At 66.4% G+C, this 19,356-nt stretch carries 19 protein-coding genes; 14 read left to right on the top strand and 5 right to left on the bottom strand.

Annotation, left to right across the window (positions count from 1 at the left end):
- Window positions 1–75 precede the first annotated feature (75 nt).
- Window positions 76–1,065, bottom strand: coding sequence for a zinc-binding dehydrogenase (locus JWN03_RS26415; RefSeq protein ID WP_297620527.1), 990 nt, complete (start codon window positions 1,063–1,065; stop codon window positions 76–78).
- 304 nt (window positions 1,066–1,369) lie between these two features.
- On the opposite strand from JWN03_RS26415, the gene JWN03_RS26410 reads away from it, so the two are divergent.
- The 11 genes from JWN03_RS26410 to JWN03_RS26360 all read left to right on the top strand — a co-directional run bounded on the left by JWN03_RS26410 (window position 1,370) and on the right by JWN03_RS26360 (window position 9,957).
- Complete coding sequence (locus tag JWN03_RS26410) at window positions 1,370–1,588, top strand: hypothetical protein (RefSeq protein ID WP_297620524.1); 219 nt, start codon at window positions 1,370–1,372, stop codon at window positions 1,586–1,588.
- A 73-nt stretch (window positions 1,589–1,661) separates the two neighbouring features.
- On the top strand, window positions 1,662–2,021 hold the full coding sequence (locus JWN03_RS26405) for a hypothetical protein (protein WP_297620521.1): 360 nt from the start codon (window positions 1,662–1,664) through the stop codon (window positions 2,019–2,021).
- Window positions 2,018–2,692, top strand: a complete 675-nt coding sequence (locus JWN03_RS26400; RefSeq protein WP_297620518.1) for a hypothetical protein — start codon at window positions 2,018–2,020, stop codon at window positions 2,690–2,692. Before JWN03_RS26405 ends, JWN03_RS26400 begins: the two co-directional genes overlap by 4 nt.
- Window positions 2,693–2,925: 233 nt before the next feature.
- A complete protein-coding gene (locus tag JWN03_RS26395; protein ID WP_297620515.1) occupies window positions 2,926–4,866 on the top strand; it encodes an ATP-binding protein in 1,941 nt (646 codons plus the stop codon).
- Window positions 4,863–5,318 (top strand): roadblock/LC7 domain-containing protein, encoded by a 456-nt coding sequence (locus JWN03_RS26390; RefSeq protein ID WP_297620512.1) that lies wholly within the window; start codon window positions 4,863–4,865, stop codon window positions 5,316–5,318. Before JWN03_RS26395 ends, JWN03_RS26390 begins: the two co-directional genes overlap by 4 nt.
- A complete protein-coding gene (locus JWN03_RS26385; RefSeq protein ID WP_297620509.1) occupies window positions 5,315–5,671 on the top strand; it encodes a DUF742 domain-containing protein in 357 nt (118 codons plus the stop codon). Before JWN03_RS26390 ends, JWN03_RS26385 begins: the two co-directional genes overlap by 4 nt.
- Window positions 5,652–6,251, top strand: a complete 600-nt coding sequence (locus JWN03_RS26380; protein WP_441343060.1) for a GTP-binding protein — start codon at window positions 5,652–5,654, stop codon at window positions 6,249–6,251. The genes JWN03_RS26385 and JWN03_RS26380 overlap by 20 nt, the downstream gene beginning before the upstream one ends.
- Window positions 6,251–7,504 (top strand): cytochrome P450, encoded by a 1,254-nt coding sequence (locus JWN03_RS26375; protein WP_297620505.1) that lies wholly within the window; start codon window positions 6,251–6,253, stop codon window positions 7,502–7,504. Before JWN03_RS26380 ends, JWN03_RS26375 begins: the two co-directional genes overlap by 1 nt.
- Window positions 7,505–7,524: 20 nt before the next feature.
- The gene (locus JWN03_RS26370) at window positions 7,525–8,724 is read left to right on the top strand and encodes a cytochrome P450 family protein (RefSeq protein ID WP_297620501.1); all 1,200 of its coding nucleotides are present in this window, start codon (window positions 7,525–7,527) and stop codon (window positions 8,722–8,724) included.
- Window positions 8,725–8,821: 97 nt separating this feature from the next.
- Window positions 8,822–9,532: a hypothetical protein gene (locus tag JWN03_RS26365; protein WP_297620498.1), complete on the top strand. Its 711-nt coding sequence runs from the start codon at window positions 8,822–8,824 to the stop codon at window positions 9,530–9,532.
- A gap of 161 nt (window positions 9,533–9,693) precedes the next feature.
- Window positions 9,694–9,957, top strand: a complete 264-nt coding sequence (locus tag JWN03_RS26360; protein ID WP_297620495.1) for a GlsB/YeaQ/YmgE family stress response membrane protein — start codon at window positions 9,694–9,696, stop codon at window positions 9,955–9,957.
- Between the two features lie 49 nt (window positions 9,958–10,006).
- On the opposite strand, the gene JWN03_RS26355 is transcribed toward JWN03_RS26360, so the two are convergent.
- From JWN03_RS26355 to JWN03_RS26340, 4 genes are all read right to left on the bottom strand, one after another.
- Window positions 10,007–10,858, bottom strand: coding sequence for a class I SAM-dependent methyltransferase (locus tag JWN03_RS26355; protein WP_297620493.1), 852 nt, complete (start codon window positions 10,856–10,858; stop codon window positions 10,007–10,009).
- Window positions 10,859–10,934: 76 nt separating this feature from the next.
- Entirely contained in the window at window positions 10,935–14,444 is a 3,510-nt protein-coding gene (gene car, locus JWN03_RS26350) for a carboxylic acid reductase (RefSeq protein WP_297620490.1), read from the bottom strand.
- 176 nt (window positions 14,445–14,620) lie between these two features.
- Window positions 14,621–15,253, bottom strand: coding sequence for a TerD family protein (locus JWN03_RS26345; protein WP_297620598.1), 633 nt, complete (start codon window positions 15,251–15,253; stop codon window positions 14,621–14,623).
- A gap of 357 nt (window positions 15,254–15,610) precedes the next feature.
- Window positions 15,611–16,342, bottom strand: a complete 732-nt coding sequence (locus JWN03_RS26340; protein ID WP_297620488.1) for a hypothetical protein — start codon at window positions 16,340–16,342, stop codon at window positions 15,611–15,613.
- 391 nt (window positions 16,343–16,733) lie between these two features.
- On the opposite strand from JWN03_RS26340, the gene JWN03_RS26335 reads away from it, so the two are divergent.
- The 3 genes from JWN03_RS26335 (at window position 16,734) to JWN03_RS26325 (ending at window position 19,225) form a co-directional block, all read left to right on the top strand.
- Complete coding sequence (locus tag JWN03_RS26335) at window positions 16,734–17,228, top strand: DoxX family protein (RefSeq protein WP_297620485.1); 495 nt, start codon at window positions 16,734–16,736, stop codon at window positions 17,226–17,228.
- 126 nt (window positions 17,229–17,354) lie between these two features.
- On the top strand, window positions 17,355–18,266 hold the full coding sequence (locus JWN03_RS26330) for a PIG-L family deacetylase (RefSeq protein WP_297620482.1): 912 nt from the start codon (window positions 17,355–17,357) through the stop codon (window positions 18,264–18,266).
- On the top strand, window positions 18,263–19,225 hold the full coding sequence (locus JWN03_RS26325; RefSeq protein ID WP_297620479.1) for an alpha/beta hydrolase: 963 nt from the start codon (window positions 18,263–18,265) through the stop codon (window positions 19,223–19,225). The genes JWN03_RS26330 and JWN03_RS26325 overlap by 4 nt, the downstream gene beginning before the upstream one ends.
- Window positions 19,226–19,356: the final 131 nt, after the last annotated feature.

Here is a 19,356-nt window from a genome sequence, read left to right as displayed (position 1 = left end):
CGGCTCCCAGCTTGCCCGCCGATCCGGGCGGGAGCTGGGAGAACAGCCCCGACACGCCGACCGGAGCCGGAGCCGTCAGACCGTGAGGATGGTGCGGCCCGACGCAGTGCGGGCCTCGATGGCGGCGTGCGCGGCGGCGGCCTCGGCCAGCGGGAAGCTCTGCCCGATGACCACTTCGAGCCGCCCGGCGGCCACCTCGGCGTGCGCCCGCTCGTGCAGCGCATTCCAATCGACGTCACCGGTGGTGATGTCGAACAGCCCGACGACGGCAATACCCTGTGCCGCCGCCTGTTCGGCATCGATCAGCGCGAATCCTCCGGCGGCATTGCCGTATCCGATGATCCGGCCGCCGGCAGTGGTGGCTGCCAGTGTGGCCGCGCCGATCTCGCCGCCCGCACCGTCGAGCACCACCTGCACGCCGCCGGTGAGTTCACGCACCTGATCGATCCAGCCGGGCTGCGAGTAGTCGACCACCTCGGTGGCGCCGAGTCGTTGCGCCAGTGCGAGTTTCGCCTCACCGCGCGCTGCCGCGACGACCCGCGCACCCGCCGATCGCGCCAGCTGGATCAGCAGTGTGCCCAAACCTCCTGCGGCGGCGGTGATCAGCACCCACTCGCCCGGCGCAATGGCGGCCCGATCGGTCACGGCCATGACGGTGCGGCCGTCGTGCACAAGGGCCACCGCCTGTTCCATGCTCAATTCCTCGGGCACCACCGCCAGGGTGCCCACCTCGGCGAGGGCCTTCTCGGCGTAACCGCCGGTCGGCGTGCCGCCGCCGATCCCGCTGGCGGCGGTCGGCGTGGCCACCCGCTTCCCGATCCACTCGGGATCGACGTCCGGCCCGACCGACTCCACCACGCCCGCGACCGCGCCGCCGGGGATGAACGGCGGTTCGACGGGGAAGAAGTCCTTGGCCCAGCCATTGCGCAGCAGGGTGTCCAGGAACATCACGTCCGCCGCGGCCACCGCGACCACGACCTCACCCGCACCGGCCACCGGATCGGGCACTTCGTTCACCGCCAGCACCTCGGGTCCACCGAATGCCTTCGCTTCGACCACTCGCATCGCTTTGCCTCTCTGGTTGTTTCGCTCGACCACCAGCCTCCGACCTCGACAAAGGTTGAGGTCAAGTCGGAACATTCGCATTATGCGCAGAGCGAACTACATCTGACGCACGACGAACCACATACGCGCGGCCGAAGGGTTCGGTGTGCTCGGCACAACAATGACGTTTGCCAAGCCACTGACCTCGGATTCTGCTGCCTCCAGCATCGAGAGTGAGTCATTTTCGGGGCAAGCAGTCTTGACTACGACTCATCGATTCGCCTACCGTTGCGGCGAACCCCGGCACCCGCGGAAGGAATCCGAGATGACCACGCAGCAGTACCTCGAACAGGTCCGCGCGGCCACCGATGCCCGAGAGGCCGCCAAACAGGCGGCGCAGACGGCAGACGACCTCTGGCGCAACAAGATCAAGGAAGCGACGGTCGCAGGCGCACGAGTTTTCCTCATCGCCAAGGCCGCCGGTGACATCACCACCTCCCGCGTCTATCAAATCCGCGACGGCGTGCGCACCGGCAGTCGCTAGCCGACCCCGGCACGTGTCCTGACCCCTTGGCACGTGTCCCGAACTCGAGGCAACCGCATGCGACAATGGCACCGTGCATGAGCCGTTGAAGCAGTGGGTCGAGGAGCTGACAGGGGGCGACAGCACCCGGGCGATGGCCGTGGTGACGGGCATCCCGCAGGCCACGCTCGCCCGGCATCTCACAATGGCGACGCCTCCGGTGGAGACGCTGATCGAGATCGCGCGCGCCTACAGCGCCAATCCGGTCGAGGTGCAGGTGGTGGCCGGCATCATCACCGAAGCCGAGGCACAGCGGGCCGGGTCCGGTAGCGCTATCCGGCAGGCGAGCACCCGGCAATTGCTCACCGAGTTATTGCGCCGGGACAAAGAGGAGAACGACTCGCCGCGGCGTAAACCGTCGCGCGGCGAAGCCGGCGCAAGGCTGTTCCAGTGAACAACGCAGTTCCGATTCTGGCCGCGCTGCTCGCCGCTGCCGCGGCGGCGGTACGGACGCCGCGCTGGGCGAATCCCGTATCCCGGCCATTGACGCTCGGATTGGCACTGCTGGCCGTATGGGCGCTGCTGCGCGCGCCCGGCATCAACCGGTGGGGCGACGATCTCACCACTTCGGCAACACAATTGGAGCGACTGCCCGGGCTGATCGCCGACGTCTCACTCGTCGCGGCCGGGGTGCTGCTCGCCATTGCGGTCGCCCAGGCATGGGGGCGTTCCGGACTGATCAAAGCGGCCTATGCCGTGCTGGTTGCCGTCGAGGTCGTCCTACTGGCCACCTACGACCCGTTCGACGCGCCCGAGTGGGTGCTCACCGCACACAAGTGGATCATCGCCGGAGCCGTAACCATAGGCGGCGCTGCTATTTTCGCGGCCGCCTGCATTACTTTTCGCGCCCTCCCCGCCCGGCTCCGCCTGCCCATGGCGGTATTCATGCTGGGCGGCGTGCTCGGGGTGACCGTCGGCATCATCCGGGGAGTTGTGTTGCTGCTGCCCGATGTTCGGCTGGGTGACTCCTGGGCCGTGCTCGGCAGTCTCCCGGTTTTCGCCTTCGCGATCGGCTCGCTGATAGCCAGTGCCCGCACCCGGCACGCCACTACTACTGAGAAGTAGCGGACCAAGAGTGAGACGGCGGCGCCTGCCGTAGCGGCATCGCCTCCAGCCCACCGAGAACCCCTGCTGTACAGCGCATTGCCGCCGCTGGAAGTTCGTCCCAACTATCGGGACTGAGCTTTGCCAGGCCGCTCGCTCTCAGGTAGCGCCATCCTTCCGGGCCGCCTATGCTCGTCCGCTAGATCCGAATCCGCTTGTCGGTCGGCACATTTCACGTGTGCGAAGCTGCGGGCGTGCTCGATCCCACCGCGGTGTCTGCCGCGGTGAACGTGAGTGCGGAAGTGCAGAGCTTGTCGGAGTCATCGAATCCCCCAGGCGGCGAGCCGAATACTGTTCGGGGTGCGCGGCTGCCATTCGCGACGCTATCGGCCTGCGCCGGATTGACCGCGGCGGCGGTCTGCGGCGCGGTCTTCGCCGCACCCGGCGATATTCGGATCGCGGTGGCGATCAGCGCGAGCGTTGTAGCGATACTGCTGTGCGCCGCGATTACCGCCGCGGTGTACTACCGGGCCCAGATCGGGCGGGCACGGCAGCTCGCCGAGCTGCGCGCCGAACAGGCGGAAGCCCGCACCGCGGCCGTGATCGCCGAGGCCGAGGCCCGACTTGCGGACGGCCACCGCCGTATTCAATCGATCACCGAGGCCGGCGCCGAACAGGCGCGCGAGACCAAGGAGAGCGATAACCGGCGCGCGGCGGCCATGGCGGCCTTCGCCGGTGCGGCGGGGCGCATGCAGGCCATGAGCACCAGCATGCTGGCGGAACTGCGGGAAATGGAACACCGGCACGGTGATCCGAAGGTCCTCGCGGATCTGCTGGAACTGGATCACCGCACTGCGCAGGCGGGCCGGCTGGCCGACAGCATCGCGGTGCTCAGTGGTTCACGATCCGGGCGGCGCTGGGCCAAACCCATTGCCATGGAATCGATTCTGCGCGGTGCGATGGGCCGGGTGGCGGGCTATCAGCGGGTACGGCTGCGGGCCGTCGCCGAGATCGCCATTGCCGGGCACGCCGCCGAGGGCATCATGCACGCGCTGGCCGAACTGCTCGACAATGCCTGCAATTTCTCCCCGCCCACCACCGAGGTGCACGTCTACGCCGCCGAGGTCCCTGCGGGCGTGGTGATCACCATCGAGGACAGCGGCCTGGTGATGAGCGAATCCGCCTTGCGCCGAGCCGAACTCACCGTCTCCGGTCAGGGCGGCAACCCGCGATCCACCGGCGCCAACCCCGCCCAGCGCGGCAGCAGCTCGCGCTACAACCTCGCCGGCTCCGACCTCTCCTCACTGTCCGGTACCCGTCTCGGCCTGGCCGTCGTCGGCTACCTGGCTCGCAAACACGACCTCACCGTCTCCTACCGCCCCTCCGCCATCGGCGGCACCGCTGTAGTCGTAGTCGTCCCCCGCGAACTGACTACCCGCCTCGACCGCACCCCCGGCTCGGTCGCCGCCATCCCGCTCCCCGTCCAGAACCCGGGCGCGACCGCCTCCGGCCACACCGGCAGCGCACCCGCCCTCATCCGAGGCGAGCCGACGCGCCCCGGTGCGCTGACCAGTCTGGAACCGGGCCGCCCGGCCACCGCGCTCACCAGCGGGGATGCGGCCCGCCCCAGCACGCCCCCGATGTTCACCAGTTCAGGTCCCACTCACCCCGCAGCGGGACCCGCACTCACGCAGGCGGATTCGACGTACCTCCCGCCCGCGTTCACCAGCCTGGAATCGGGCCGCCCGAGCACGGCATCCGGATACACCGGCGGCGATTCGGCCGGACCTCGCACGAGCCCCGGCATGCGGCGCATCGATTCCTTTCTGGCCGACGCCGATTCCGCGCTTTTCGGCGTCACCACCGCGAGCGCCGTCAACGCCCTCACGTTTCCGGAGAGCACGGCCGGGTTCTCGGGCAGCACTTCGGTTTTGGCGGACCGGCCGATCGAGGCGGCCGAAGTAGCCGAGGACGCTTCGGCATCCACCGTTTCCGGGCTACCCAGGCGCCGGCGCGGTCAAACGCTGGCGGCCGTGCATCCCGAAGGCCTGGCCGCACTGAACGATCCCACGGGTTCCGCGCATTCCCGACCGGTGTCGCCGTCCGCGCTGGGCGCTTTCCAGCGCGCGGTGAACGGGCGGGAGAACGCAAGTACCGCAACCCCTTCCCCGTCCGCCTTGGAGACCGATAAATGACACTGTCCGCATCGCAGCTGGGCTGGCTGCTGGAACAACTGCTCACCCGCACCCCGCGCGCCAGGCACGCCCTGCTGCTGTCGGGTGACGGCCTGAAGATCTGCCATACCCCGGAACTGGGGAACGACAGCGCCGATCAGCTGGCCGCGATCGCCGCAGGCATTCAAAGCCTTTCGCACGGCGCCTCCGTGGAATTCGGTGACGGCCGCGGGGGTGTGCGCCAGTCCATGACCGAGTTCTACGGCGGCATTCTGTTCATCGTGGAGGCCGGGGTGGGCGCGCATATCGCGGTGGTCGCCGCGGAGGACGCCGATGCCGGGCTGGTCGGCCACAATATGCGCGAGCTGGTGGAGCAGTTGGGCGAGCATCTCGCCGCTGCCCCGCGCGCCCGCGATACCCCTGGCGCGCCGGTCCGTGATGCCGTGGCGCCACGAGGAGCGAGCGTGTCGTGACCAGGCCAGACGAGGATCCGGACCGGCTCTATACGCTGACCGGCGGCCGCAGCAGCCCGGACTCCGACGCCTTCGATCTCGTGACTCTTGTTGTCAGCGAGTGTGATCCGGCGCCGGGCATGCAATCGGAGCATGCGGCCATCCTCGAGATCTGCCGGGCGCCGACCGCCGTCGTGGAGATCGCGGCGGAGCTGCGATTACCGGTCGGCATCGCCACCATTCTGCTGTCGGATCTGCTGCTCGCGGGAAGGATCACCGTGCGGCATCCGCGGCACAACCCGGCCGCGCAATGGCATTCGCTGCCCGACACCACCACCCTGGAGAAGGTGCTCGTTGGACTCCGCAACCTTTGACCCCCGTCCGGCCCGCGCCGACGCACCCCTGCACGCCTCGGCCAGCCAAGGCCTCAAGATCGTCATCGTCGGCGGTTTCGGCGTCGGCAAGACGACAATGGTGCGCGCTGTCAGTGAGATTCGGCCGCTCGATACCGAGGCCACCATGACCCAGGTCAGCGTGGGCGTCGACGATCTGGCGGGTTCGCCAGGCAAATCGACCACCACCGTGGCCTTCGACTTCGGCCGCATCACCATCGACGCCGAGCATGTGCTGTACCTGTTCGGCGCACCCGGCCAGGAGCGTTTCTGGTTCCTGTGGGACCGGCTGTTCACCGGCGCGCTGGGCGCCATCGTGCTGGTGGATCAGCGCCGAATCGCCGACTCCTGGTACGCCATCGACCGGCTCGAGCATCAGCGCACCCCGTTCATCGTGGCGTGCAACAACTTCGGCGAGGGCTACCGGCCCGAGGAGGTACGCGACGCGCTGGATCTCGATCCACACGTGCCGCTCATCGATTGTGATGCCCGACATCGTGATTCGTGCAAGGAAGTGCTGATCACGCTGGTCGAATACCTCTACACCCCGGAGAACGTCTGATGACCTCGCCCGATCGAGGGTACTGCCCGGTCCAGCCGGGAGCAGTGCAGCTGGGCGGCCCCCGGTTCCACTCCGACCCGCATCACCTCTACAACGATATGCGGCGGGAACACGGTGCCGTGGTGGCCGTGGAACTGCCCGGCGGCGTGCCCGCCTGGCTGGTCATCGGTTATCGCGAGATGCATCAGGTCACCAATAGTCCGGAGCTGTTCCCGCGCGATGTGAGCCTGTGGAATCAGTGGGGCAATATTCCGGAGGACTGGCCGCTGCTGCCCATGGTCGGGCAGCCCATGCCGTCCATCTATTTCACCGCCGGGGCCGAGCACCGCAGGCATCTGGCCATGGTCGAGCCCGCGCTCGAATCGGTGGATCCGTTCGAATTGCGGCGCATCTGTGAGGATTTGGCGGATCGGCTGATCGACGGATTCTGTGGTCGCGGTACCGCCGATCTGGTCGCCGAATTCGCCGAACCGCTGCCGGTGCTCGCGCTGGCGGCGCTGCTGGGACTTCCGAACGAGGAGGGGCCGCATCTGGCGTGGAGCATGAAGGTGATGGCCGACGGCGGCGCCGACGCCCAGGGCGCGCACCTGCAGTTCATGGGGCATATGCAGCGGTTGGTGGCCATGAAGAGGGCCACACCGGGCGACGATCTCGTCTCGCGCATGCTGGCCTATCCCACGCCGTTCACCGATGAGGAGTACGTCAACGACCTCATGGCGATCACCGCCGCCGGTCACCTGCCGACCTGCGATTGGCTCGGAAACTCGTTGCGGCTCATGCTCACAGACGATCGCTTCGCCGCGGCGCTGGGCGGCGGCCGGCGCAGTATCAGCCAGGCCATGAACGAGGTGCTGTGGGAGGAGGGCCCCACGTCGATCCTCGCCGGACGGTGGGCGGCCCGCGATACCCGCCTGGGCGACAAGGCCATTCGCGCCGGCGACCTGCTGCTGCTGGGTCTGGCCGCTGCCAATACCGATCCGCATGTGCGCCAGCATGTCTCGGATGCGGTGCACACCGGCAACAATGCGCACTTCGCCTTCAGCCACGGTGAATACCGCTGCCCGTTCCCGGCGCAGCATATTGCCGAAATCATTTCCAGAACCGGTATCGAGGTGCTGCTGGACCGGCTGCCCGATCTGGATCTCGCAGTGCCCGCGCAGCACCTGGTGCGGCGACCTTCGCCGTTCATGCACGGAATGACTTCTCTACCAGTTGTTTTCACACCAGTTCGCGCAGTCGGAGGTTTCCAGTGAGTTCAGCATGTCCACACGCCATGGCGATCGATCCCATGGTCGGCGACCTGGCCGGCGAGACCGCCACCCTGCGCGCCGCCGGGCCGCTCACCCGTATCGAACTGCTCGGCGTCCCCGCGTGGACCGTCACCGATCATTCGCTGGCCCGCCAGCTGCTCACCGACAGCCGGCTCGTCAAGGACATCAGTGCCTGGGGGCTGTGGACCTCGGGTGTGGTGACGCGGCAGTGGCCGCTCATCGGCATGATCGATGCCGGGCGCTCCATGTTCACCGTGGACGGGGCCGAGCACCGCCGGCTGCGCATCAAGACCACGCAGGCGCTGACCGCGCGCCGCCTGGAAGCGTTGCGGCCGTTCATCGAAGCGCTGACCGCCGAACTGCTCGATGATCTGGAGGCTGCGGCGCAGGAGGGCGCGGTCGTGGATCTCAAGCAGGTCTTCGCGTACCCGCTGCCCATGCGGGTGATCAGTGAGCTCATGGGTGTACCGCCGGCCGATCAGGCCATGCTGCTGGACCGGTACAAGAAGTTCTTCTCGATGATGACGCCGCAGGACGAGCGACTGCGCGTGATCGACGAGCTGGACGTCTATTTCACCGAAATGGTGCGCCGCAAGACCGCCGCACCGGGTGACGATCTCACCAGTGCGCTCATCCTGGCCGACGCGGGCGGCGATCCGCTCACCGAGGAGGAGGTGGTCGGCAATCTCAAGGCGCTGGTCGCCGCCGGGCACGAGACCACCGTGAGCCTCATCGTGAATGCGGTGCGCGCCTTGCTTTCTCGCCCCGAACAGCTGGAGACGGTGCGCGGCGGCGATATCGAGTGGAAGCAGGCCATCGAGGAGACCCTGCGCTACGACGGCCCGGTCACGCATCTGCTCATGCGCTTCGCCACCGAAGACATCACCGTGGGCGACACCGTGATCGAGCGGGGCGAGGGTGTGGTCATGTCCTACCGGGCGATCGGCCGCGACACCGCCATCCACGGCGAGGATGCCGACGAATTCGATGTCAGCCGTCCGACCTCGAGCCGCAATATCTCCTTCGGTTACGGCCCGCACATCTGCCCGGGCGCGGCGCTCGCCCGTCTGGAGGCCTCCATCGGCCTGCCCGCACTGTTCGACCGCTTCCCCGGCCTGAAACTCGCTGTGCCGGAACAGGAGATCGGCAATCTGCCGGTGCTCACCCAGAACGATCTGGCGGCATTGCCGGTCCACGTCTGATCCTGCGCACACTGTGGTGGCTCGAATATTCGGGCCACCACGGCGACAGATCCCGTATCTCCCCAGTTGCCAGCGACTTCCTGGCATGCTGTGCCGCGTGATGACCAAGGGAGCATGGATCTCGACCGCGGTGTGCGCGGTACTGCTGAGCGCCGGATGCGGTGGCAGCACCAGCGATACGAAGGCAACCTCCGCCGATCCGGCGCCGAGCACCACGCGCGATCAATTGGTGCTGTCGGGCGCGGAATTCCCCGCGGACACCAAACCGCTGGACCTGCCGCCGGACAAGCTCCGCACCAGCGTCTCCGATCTCGGTGACGCCATGGCCAAATCCACCGTCACCCCCGCGGATTGCAAACAGCCGCAGGTCGATCTGGCCGCCCTCAGCAATGACCTGATCAGCAATTCATCCCTGGCGGCCGCCACCACCGAAGATATGACCGTCTACGTGGAATTCGTCGCGAACAAGGTCGCCGACACCCGAACCATGGCCGCCGCCAACGAAAAGTGCGCCGCCCTCACCTCCGCCAGCACGGTGAACGGCCAGCACATCGACACCGTGGTCAAAATGGAGCACCTCCCCACCCCCGACACCCTCTCCGGCATCGACACCCTGGCCTACCGCGCCACCAGCACCAGCACGATCTCGGACACCACCCCCCGAACCCGCACCTCCTACCAGGGCTGGGCCACCCTGCGCGGCATGACAGTCGGCGTCCGAGCCGCCGCCCTCTCCGGCACCCCCGACCAAGCCACCTTCGAAAAACTCTTCACCGACGCCGTGGAAAAGGTCCGCACCGCCAAGTAGCGAACGGGCAGGATGGGCGACTTCCGGCGCCTCCGCCCCGAGTCGGTCCAGCGGCAAAGATGTTCGTGTTCCGGGCACGCTGATGTAATGCGACACGCACTGATGTCCGTCTTGCCCTGCTACCGTCGAATAAGCGACATCAGCTAGGCAAGGAGTACGACATGGGCATTATCGTCATGATCGTTATCGGTCTCATCGCCGGTGCCATCGCCCGCCTCCTCGTCCCGGGCAAGGAAAATTTCGGGTGGATCGGGACCATCCTGCTGGGCATCGTCGGTGGCTATGTGGGCGGGACCCTGGGGAGTCTGGTCTTCGCGCCGCACAAGTTCAGCGTCCATGCGCCGGTGCAGCACACTTTTCTAGGGGCGATCGTCGGCGCGGTCGTCTTGCTGGTCATCTACAAGTTCGTGCGCGCCCGCGTCTGACGCCTCGCGCAATTGCCATGCGGCAGTTCGACTGCCGCATGGCATCGCGTCAGTTTGTCGCGCGCAGTATTCGGGGTGTGTTGCCGGAGCTCGGCTGCGGTGCGGTCCCGAGGTATCCGGCGATCACCTCGGTCGCGGTCTGATTCTCGACCCCGGTGAATCCGGCGTCGGCCACCACCGCCGCCATCTCGTCCGCGGTGAAGTAGCTCAGGAACGGCTCGCCGACCGCGCCCACTCGGTCGGCGCGGACCTTGAGGTAGGTCGCCTCCTCGGAAGTTGTTGCCGGAACGAGGTAGTCGAACACCACCTGGGTCGGCGGCGCCTGCTGCGCGATGTATTTCAGCGTGCCGACAATGGCGTCGCTGGTCAGATACATGACCACGCCGAGCCAGACGAAGACCGCGGGCTCGTCACGCGGGAACCCGGCCTCGGCCAAACCCGCTGCCAGCGTGCTCGTTTCGAAATCGATGGGGACGAAGGCGAGGGAATCGGGCACGGCGATGCCCGACTCCGCCAGCCGATGACGCTTCCATTCCTGGGTATCCGGATGGTCGACCTCGTACACCCGCAATTCGGGGAACGGATTGCGGTAGGCGAAGGTATCCAGGCCCGCACCGAGAATCACGACCTGCCGCGTGCCGGCCGCGACGGCGGCGCGCACCGTTTCCTCGGCGAAGCGTGCCCGCCCGGCCAGGAAGCTCCGCCGCCGGCGCGGCCAGCTGGGATCACCGCCGGCGGCTTCGAGCGCCGCCGTATTCCGTTCGATCAGTTCGGCCTCGTCCACGCCCAGAATGCGCAGGGCCAGCGGGTCGGTGAATACCCTTGGCTCATCGGCGATCTGGTGATAGGCGCGCGCGTACGCGGTTGCCATTGCGGTGCGGCTCGGTTGACCCAGCTCCATTGCGCGTTACCCTGCCATTCCTGATTCGGTTCAGAGACTGCCTATATCGGCTCGTACCGGCACCAACGTTCGCCGTTTACAACAGCCCGCGCAATCGGAGATCCGTCACGTATTTGCGAATGAGTTCCCGTCCCAGGTGCGGGATGTCGTGATCGGTCCCGATTTCGGCCTCCTGCACGGCGGCCTGGAATCGCTTGGCGGGCAGGACCGATCCGGGAATCGGGACCCCCGGGTACCGGTAGGCGTGCAGGAGCGGCAGCACCGAATTCTGCCGCTGCTGCTCGGGCAGTGCCCGCAGTGCCGTCTCGAAGCGAGCGACCCAGGCGTCGTAGTCGTCGAACCGTTCGATGGGATGGCCGTCCTCGATCAGCCAGTCCACGAACTCGTCGAGCGAAATCCCGTCATCGTGCGGATTGAAGACATCGAAGGTGCGGAACCCTTCGGTGGCACGCGCCCCGAGCGTGGTGATCGCCTCGGCGGTGAAGTCGGCAGGCAGGCCGTCGTAGTGGGCCCGCCGCCGATTACCGGCACTGTCGGTGCGGTAGAACGACTTCGGGGCGATACCGGTGGCGAGCACGCTCAGCAGCAGGCGGCTGAACATGTCCGTCAGGTTGAACTGGCCCACGAAGGTGCTGTGCGCCAGGATCATGTCCGAACGGAAGACCGCGACCGGCAATCCACACAGGTCGTTGGCCTCGCGCAGCAGTACCTCGCCCGCCCACTTGCTATTGCCGTAACCGTTCGCATAACCGTCGCCGACAATACGTTCCGCGCTGATCTCGCGAATATCGCCGTCCTCGTCGAAGAACTCCGGGTCCACCTGGTCGGCCACCCCGACGGTCGACAGGTAGGTGACCGGCTTCAATCGGGTGGTGAGCGCCAGCCGGATAACCTCGGCGGTGCCGACCACATTGGGTCCGAACAATTGGTCGTACGGCAGCACATGATTGACGAGCGCGGCCGGATGCACGATCAGGTCGACCGTCTCGGCCAGCTGCCGCCAATCAGCCTCGCTCAGACCGAGATTCGCATCGCCGATGTCTCCAGCGAGTACCTGTAGACGCCGGTCGGCCAGTTCCCGGTAGGTGCGCAGCAGTTCCGGATCACCGGTGTCGAAGGCCACATCCAGCCGTTTGCGCGCCGCCTCGGCGGTACTGCCACGGACGACACAGATGAGAGTGCCGTCCGAATCATCCATGCGCTGCAGCCATTCCAGGCACAGGAAGCGGCCGAGATAGCCATTGGCGCCGGTCAGCAACACCGTGCGCGGCTGCTCGACCACACCCGGAATATCGGTGGCGGCAGCAAGTGTCGCGGCATCGATGAATTTGTCCAGGGTCAGATCGGCGGCCCTGATCCGTGGACCCGCCCCGTGCACCGAGGCGGGCGTGGGACGGCGAACGACCGAATTCCGCTCCTGCTCAATATATTTCGCCAATCCGGCGAGATCGTTGGCCGGGCTGACAATGACGCCCACCGGCACCTCGACCCCGAAGATCTCCTGCAGCAGCGTCGAGAACGACAGCGCCGACAGCGAATCACCGCCCAGATCAGCGAAGTGCGCATCGGGCCGCAGATCGGTTTCGGCACAACTCAGCAGCGCTCGCGCGGCGCGGCCGACACTCTCGAGCACCGGGCGCTGCGCGGCATCGATCCGCAACGCCGCCAATTCATCGGCCTGCTGGGTGGCCAGGTCCGCGTACAGCTGCTCGAGCCGCTCCCCGTAGCGCTCCTTGAGCTTGGGCCGCAAGGCTTTTCCGATACCCGACAGCATTCCGTTCTCCATGGTGAACGGCTCGGGCTCGATCAGGAAGGCGCGCGGAATCTCGTAGGATTCAAGCTCGGCATCCTTCGCCAGCCGCTGCATCGATTCGCTCAGCGCCGATTGCAGCGAGTCCGCGGGAGCGCCGCGCAGCGCCTCCTCGGTCGGCACGATCACCGCCAGCAGGTAGGCGCGTTCACTGCTGCCGTAGACGTAGATCTGCTTGATCAGCGGGCTGGTCGAGTACACCGCCTCCAACCTGGCGACGGTCACGAACTCACCCTGCGACAGCTTCAGCACATTGTTGCGACGGTCGACGTAGACCAGCTCATCGGGCCCGAGTTCGGCCACGATATCGCCGGTCCGATAGAAGCCGTCCTCGTCGAATATCTCGGCGGTGACCTCGGGCCGCCGGTAGTACCCGGGAATCATCACCGTGGACTTGAGCAGCAACTCACCGCGCGGGTGCGGCTTATCGGTGCGGAAGTACCCGAGATCGGGCACATCGACCAGCTTGTAATCGATGACCGGCGGACGATTGATCCGATTGTCCATGAGAATGCCGCCGCCGGCCTCGGTCGAGCCGTAACCGTCGTGCAGCCCGAATTCCAGCACGGACTCCATGAAGGTCTTCATCTCGGCGGAGATCGGCGCACTGCCGACGATCGCGCCGAACAACCGGCCGCCCAGCAACTGCTCGCGCAGTTCGGATTTCACCTGCCGGATCGTCGTCTCCGGCTCCGCGCCGGTGGCGAGCCGGCGGGCCACCTCACCCTGGTAGCGCTGGAACACCATGTCGCACACGCGCGGTACGAAGAAGAACTCCGTCGGCCGCACCAGCGCAATGTCTTCGAACAGGGTCGACAGATCGCTCGCGGCCGCGAAATGGGCGGTACCGCCTCGGGCGAGCGCCCCGATCAGCGCCATTCGGCCCGCCACATGGCTCATCGGCATGTAGTTGAAATTGATTGCGGGCACAGGAGATCGGGCCGGACCACCGATCCACATGGTCGCCACCAGACGCTGGGGGTACATCGCCCCCTTCGGCGCGCCGGTGCTGCCGGAGGTGTAGATGAGCAGCGCGAGCGGATCCTCGTCCGGGCCCGGAACAAAAGGCTCCGCAGGGGGCAATGCCCGCCCGCGCTCCAGCAGCTCTTCCAAGGTCTCGACGCGCACGGCGCTGCTGGCCTCCGCCAGCCGCGTACGCGCGGATTCCAGTGCCGCACGGTGATAGTCGTCATCACTGTGGTGATCGAAGACCAGCAGCTGCAGCGGCGCCTGCGCGGCCAGTACCGCGTCGACGGCGCCGGCGAGCAGCTCCGAACTGGTGGCGAGCAGCCGCGGTCCGGTCTCGGCGATGATCGAATTCCATTGCGCCACCGAACTACTGGACTGCAGCGGCACACAGACCAGACCCGAGGTCTGGCACACCAGATCGAGCACAATGTAATCGGCGCTGGTGAAGCCGAGAATGCAGACGAAATCACCGGTGCGCAAGGGATTTCGCGGATCGTGCTGCCAGGCGGCGGCGACGGCCGCGATGCGTGCCGACAGCTCGCCGTAGGTGGTCGTCGTGAACTCCGGTAGCCATCGCCGAGTCCGCCGGCCTGCCTCGTCGGTGACGATCTCATAGGCGCGCTGCCCGAGAGCAGGGCGATCGGCATATCCGTCCAGAGCCGTCGTGATGATCTCCGCCAGGCTCTGTCCGGGCTGCTGCATGGCAGCACTCACCTCGGCGCGCTGCACGGCAGCACTGATCTGTTGATCGGCGAGCAATTCGGCTATGCGCTGTGAGCGCTTGGCCTCCGGCGTGTCACTACCCACGTTGACCCTCCTGCGTATCCCCGATCGTGATCACACCCCTGGGCATACCAGTGTCGCCCAGTTCCCGAGCGTAATCCGACACATTTAGCATAGCTAATCAATTCACGGTGCGCTCGCGCCGCCGGAATGTCAAGCACCGACCGTTCGGGGTGATGCCGTGGCGGTCCGCCGGGCGGTCAGACGTCGATGCCGTAGTCGCGGGCGATTCCCGCCAGCCCGGACACGTAGCCGCGGCCGATCGCGCGGAACTTCCATTCCGGGCCATGACGATAGAGCTCGCCGCACACCACGGCCGTCTCACCGGCGGCGTCCTCGGTGAGGTCGTAGCGGGCCAGTTCGGCCTCGGTGGCGCGATCGACCACGCGGATGTAGGCATTGCGGACCTGCCCGAAGGTCTGGCCCCGCAACTCGGCATCGTGAATCGAAACGGAGAAAACGACATTGGTGACAGTGGGCGGCAGGTCGGCCAGGTCGACGGTGATGACCTCGTCATCACCGGCACCCGAACCGGTCAGGTGATCACCGGTGTGTTCTATCGCACCGTCCGGTGAGCGCAGATTGTTGTAGAAAACGAAGTGCTGGTCGGTCGGTACCTGTTGATCGCCGCCGACTGCCAGGGCACTGGCGTCCAGATCGAAATCGTCACCGACAGTGGCGCGTACATCCCAGCCCAGCCCGACCGCCACCGCCGTCAGATTCGGTACGCAGCCCGACAGCGAGACATCGCCGCCACGGAGGAGGCGAACCCCGGTCGCCTGCGCCGGATCCCAGGGGAAGGAATTCCACGGCCAGTCACCGGCGGCTTCGATCTCCGGCGGTGCGCTGTTCTCCTCGACCGCCGCCGATCCGTCGTCGAGCTGGTCGGCAATCCGAATGATCCGGCGCTGCAACTCGATCAGCTCGACCAGATCCCGATTCACCGCCAGCCCGGACCCCCGCGCTGCGGTCATTGCCCGCACCGCATCCTCGTGCGCCGCAGACACCGCACCCCGCAGTCGGGCCGCCACCCCCGCTCTCCGCGTGGATGCCGACCGAACCCGAGGTCCCCCCTCATCGGTAGTCACCCTCCAACCGTACCGCGCCGCCACAGCCCGAAACGGCTGCGGCAAACCCGCACTGCCCGTGTCGCTTTGGCCGCACCACCAGCAAGATCGTCCGCGCGGCGGCTACCGCACCTGTGGCGGCAAGGCGTCGCGCAGCACTTGGACACCGGCGGTGAGGGCGGATCCGGCGGTCTGCAGGCTCATCGTGGGTTGCGAACTCAGGACGACCACGGCGTAGCGCAAGTCAGAACCGACCAGTCCGGTCGTGTTGAGAATCAGTGAGGAGGCCATCCACATCCAGCCCTGCTTGACGGCCCACGGGGAATCGGAGAGCGCGTTGGGAATTCCGAAGTACTGATCGACACCGTCTGCCGCGGTCTGGCTGGCTTCTCCGAGAGCGCCCAGCACCACCGTGCGCACCGGTTCCGGCGCACTCGAGGTCAGATAGCGATAGACAGCCACCACATCCCGTGCGGTGGTGAGCGTTTCGCCCCACTGCCCGGAATCGGCGGCCGGCGAGGTGCCGGACAGGCCGATGCGATCGGACATGCGTGTCACGATCGCCGCACCGCCGTGCGACTCCCACAGCCGGTCGGCAATACCGTCATCGCTGGCCGACAGCATGCGCCGCACGGCATCGGTGGTGGTCGAATCCGATTGCGCGGCTGGATCATCGAGCACATCCAGGGCGATCAGCAGCTTCACCACCGATGCGGTGTAGAACTGCTGATCCTGATTGGTCGCGGCGAGCAGCATCCCGTTCTGGGTATCCATGACCTCGATACCGGCCTCGGCGCCCGGCGATACCGCCTGGATCGCGGCCAGCATGCGCTCGGCCACTGCAACCGACGACATCGTAGCCGTGGCAGCGGGTTTCGCATGCGACGGCGGTAGCGGCACCGGCGCCGGATGCGCAAACGACACCGGCATAGCGAAAAAAGACGAAATTCCCATCGTGGCTACCGCGGCAGCGACCCGTACAACGAAAGCCATGACTCTCCCTCACAACGAACAGGCTGAGCGAGACAGAGCCCGGCAGCCCTCGTCTCGCCGCCGCAGCGAACCTCTCGGATAGTACTAATTCCGAATTAATTCGCAAATCCGATGGCGAGGGTATTTGTTACGTTCAGAAGAAGCGACTATTTCCGTAAAATTTCACGAGCGAACGATTTACAGCGCTACCTCGTAGTAAGAGGACAGGTGAGGCTTCCGCTCACCCGGGATCCGCAGAACTCGGAGATGTGCCATGCACCTACTGACCACCGAAACAAAGGCCGGACCGGCGCCATCCACCCTCGGCGCGGTTGTACTCGGCCTGTTCCGCATCCTGATCGGCGCCTCGTTCGCCCTCCACGGCTACTCCGAACTCTTCGGAAAACCCGTCCACCCTTACGGCGCGCACCTCCCCGCTTTCGGCAGCTGGCCGCACTGGTGGGCAGGCATCATCGAACTGGGGGCCGGCGCCGCCGTAGTCCTGGGCCTCGGCACCCGAATCGCCGCCCTGCTCTGCTCTGGCTCGATGGCCTACGCCTTCCTCACCGTGCACATCAAACACGGCATCCTCCCCATCGTGAACGGCGGCGAACCAGCAGCCATGTTCTGCTGGTCCTTCTTCCTGATCGCCGTCCTGGGGGCCGGCGCCTTCTCCGCCGACGCCCTGATCACCCATTTCGCCCGCAACCGTCGACGCCTCACCACCGCAACACCTCTGAGTGTCAGCCCGGAACGCCAGGCGACCTGATTCGGTCGCCGACTTCAACTCCTATGGCGTACCGGCATTTTCGGGAGGGTACGCGGTACGGTGGGACTGCTCACTGTGCGGCAGGATGTGGATTCGGCGCCTCTCTCAGAGAGAGGAGTACTGACGATGACGGATACCGAAGCTGCGGCCATCGCGGTGACGCGGGTGCTCGACGCCGCGGATCGAATCGTGGTCGTCTCACCGCATTTCGATGATGCGGTGCTGTCGGTCGGGGGTCTGATCGCGGCGCGGGTCGAGGCCGGACAGCCGGTCGAGGTCTTGACGGTCTTCTCGGGTAGCCGACCCATCGAGGTACGGGGCGGCCGGCATCAGGCATTCGCGGACTACACCCTGCGGGTGGTCGAGGACGATCGGGCCTTGGCGGCGCTCGGTGCGGGGGCAGGACGACTCGGCTTGTACGAGCGACTGTTTCGGGATCCACGGCCGCATGGTCCGTTCTCGCTGTTCCACACCTCACCCGAGATCGCACAGAGCGCCGATACCGAGGCGGTTCAGCAGGCAATCGCCGAGGCACTGGACAATAGCGGCACAGTCATACTGGCCCCCTTGGGAATTGGGAATCACGTCGATCACGTGATCGTGGCGGTCGCCGCATTGCGCGCGATCCGCGATCAATATGCGCGAGTCCTCTTCTTCGAGGACTTCAATGCGACGTCGGAGCGAAACCGCCGGCGACATCCGGTTTCCCGATTGCGCCCCTTCCCATTTCGGGTCGCGCCCGGATGGGCGAACTCGCGTGCGGCGGTCGAGATGACCGCGATATCACTGCTTACGCGAGGCCCGGACCCCACGGCACTGGCCTGCTTACCGATCGAGGCCGCGCAGTGGAGCATGTCGGCACTGCCGCTCACTACCCGACATGAAACTGCCAAGCTCCAGGCGCTGTCCGAATATCACACTCAGACTTCAGCTTTGGGAGGCGAGCCGCAACTGCGGGCTCTCCTGAAACGCGCCCACGCCCGGCACGGTGGCGAGCTCGTCTGGCGATTCCAACTCTCCGGTGTGAACAGCTCATGAGATGGCTTGCGCTGCTGGCCCTGTTGATCTCGGTGACCGCATGCGCGCCGCGCGTTTCCGCTCAGCCCACGGAGACCGCGACCATCGACCACATCGTTCCTGTCACCAGCCGCTGGCTGCAGGTCTATGTCCGCTCCCCCGCCATGGCCGGGATCGTTCAGATCGATCTACTCCTGCCTGCCGATGCCGGCTCCCCGCATCCCACCGTCTATCTGCTCGAAGGCATCGATTCCGCGCGGCCGGACCAGAACGACTGGACGGCACAGGGCGGCGCGGTCGACTTCTTCGCGGACAAGGACGTCAATGTGGTGCTGCCGGTCGGCGGAGCGGGCAGCTTCTACACCGATTGGCAGCGCGACGATCCGGTGCGCGGGCGTCAGGAATGGGAAACCCTGCTGACCAGGGAGCTGCCACCACTGCTGGATGCCGAATTCCACGGCAACGGTGTCAATGCGATCGTCGGCGTCTCCATGGGCGCGCAGGCAGCCATGATGCTCGCCGAACGATCCGGCGACCTCTACCGTGCCGTGTCCGCACTGAGCGGATGCTTCGATTCCGCCGATTCCCCAGGGCAGGCGGAACTGCGCTACATCGTCTCGGCCGACGGCTCCGATCCGGACAATATGTGGGGCCCGGCCGCGGACCCGGAGTGGCTCGCCCACGATGTGCTCGCACACGCCTCACAGTTGACCGGCAAATCGCTCTACATCTATGCCGCCACGGGTCTTCCCGGCGCTCATGAGAATTCCGCGAGCCCGAATCTGCAGGACGTCATCATCGAAGGCGGCGCAATCGAATTCGGCGCTCGCCTCTGCACCGAAGCGCTGCAACGCCGGCTGGGAGAACTCGGCATACCGGCGACCTACGATCTCGCGCCGGCGGGAACGCACAGCTGGCCGTACTGGCAGGATCAACTGGACGCCGGTTGGCCTGTTCTCGCCGCCGCGCTCGAGCGGTGAATCGATAATGAAGAGAAGGGAATTACAGCGGTGCGAGTGCTATTCGTCGGCGGGCCGCTGATCGGCCACACCTTCCCGATGCTGCCCTTGGCATTGCATCTGCACGAGGCCGGCCACGAGGTGCTGCTCGG

The sequence above is a fragment of the Nocardia sp. genome (genome assembly GCF_025465275.1).
Classification (GTDB): domain Bacteria; phylum Actinomycetota; class Actinomycetes; order Mycobacteriales; family Mycobacteriaceae; genus Nocardia.
This window is presented reverse-complemented; position numbering and strand designations above follow the sequence as displayed.

Coding starts and splice junctions, on each gene's coding strand:
- JWN03_RS26415 (WP_297620527.1), bottom strand. CDS start 1,065: ATGCGAGTGGTCGAAGCGAAGGCATTCGGTGGACCCGAGGTGCTGGCG.
- JWN03_RS26410 (WP_297620524.1), top strand. CDS start 1,370: ATGACCACGCAGCAGTACCTCGAACAGGTCCGCGCGGCCACCGATGCC.
- JWN03_RS26390 (WP_297620512.1), top strand. CDS start 4,863: ATGACACTGTCCGCATCGCAGCTGGGCTGGCTGCTGGAACAACTGCTC.
- JWN03_RS26375 (WP_297620505.1), top strand. CDS start 6,251: ATGACCTCGCCCGATCGAGGGTACTGCCCGGTCCAGCCGGGAGCAGTG.
- JWN03_RS26370 (WP_297620501.1), top strand. CDS start 7,525: ATGGCGATCGATCCCATGGTCGGCGACCTGGCCGGCGAGACCGCCACC.
- JWN03_RS26360 (WP_297620495.1), top strand. CDS start 9,694: ATGGGCATTATCGTCATGATCGTTATCGGTCTCATCGCCGGTGCCATC.
- JWN03_RS26355 (WP_297620493.1), bottom strand. CDS start 10,858: ATGGAGCTGGGTCAACCGAGCCGCACCGCAATGGCAACCGCGTACGCG.
- JWN03_RS26340 (WP_297620488.1), bottom strand. CDS start 16,342: ATGTCGTCGGTTGCAGTGGCCGAGCGCATGCTGGCCGCGATCCAGGCG.
- JWN03_RS26335 (WP_297620485.1), top strand. CDS start 16,734: ATGCACCTACTGACCACCGAAACAAAGGCCGGACCGGCGCCATCCACC.
- JWN03_RS26330 (WP_297620482.1), top strand. CDS start 17,355: ATGACGGATACCGAAGCTGCGGCCATCGCGGTGACGCGGGTGCTCGAC.
- JWN03_RS26325 (WP_297620479.1), top strand. CDS start 18,263: ATGAGATGGCTTGCGCTGCTGGCCCTGTTGATCTCGGTGACCGCATGC.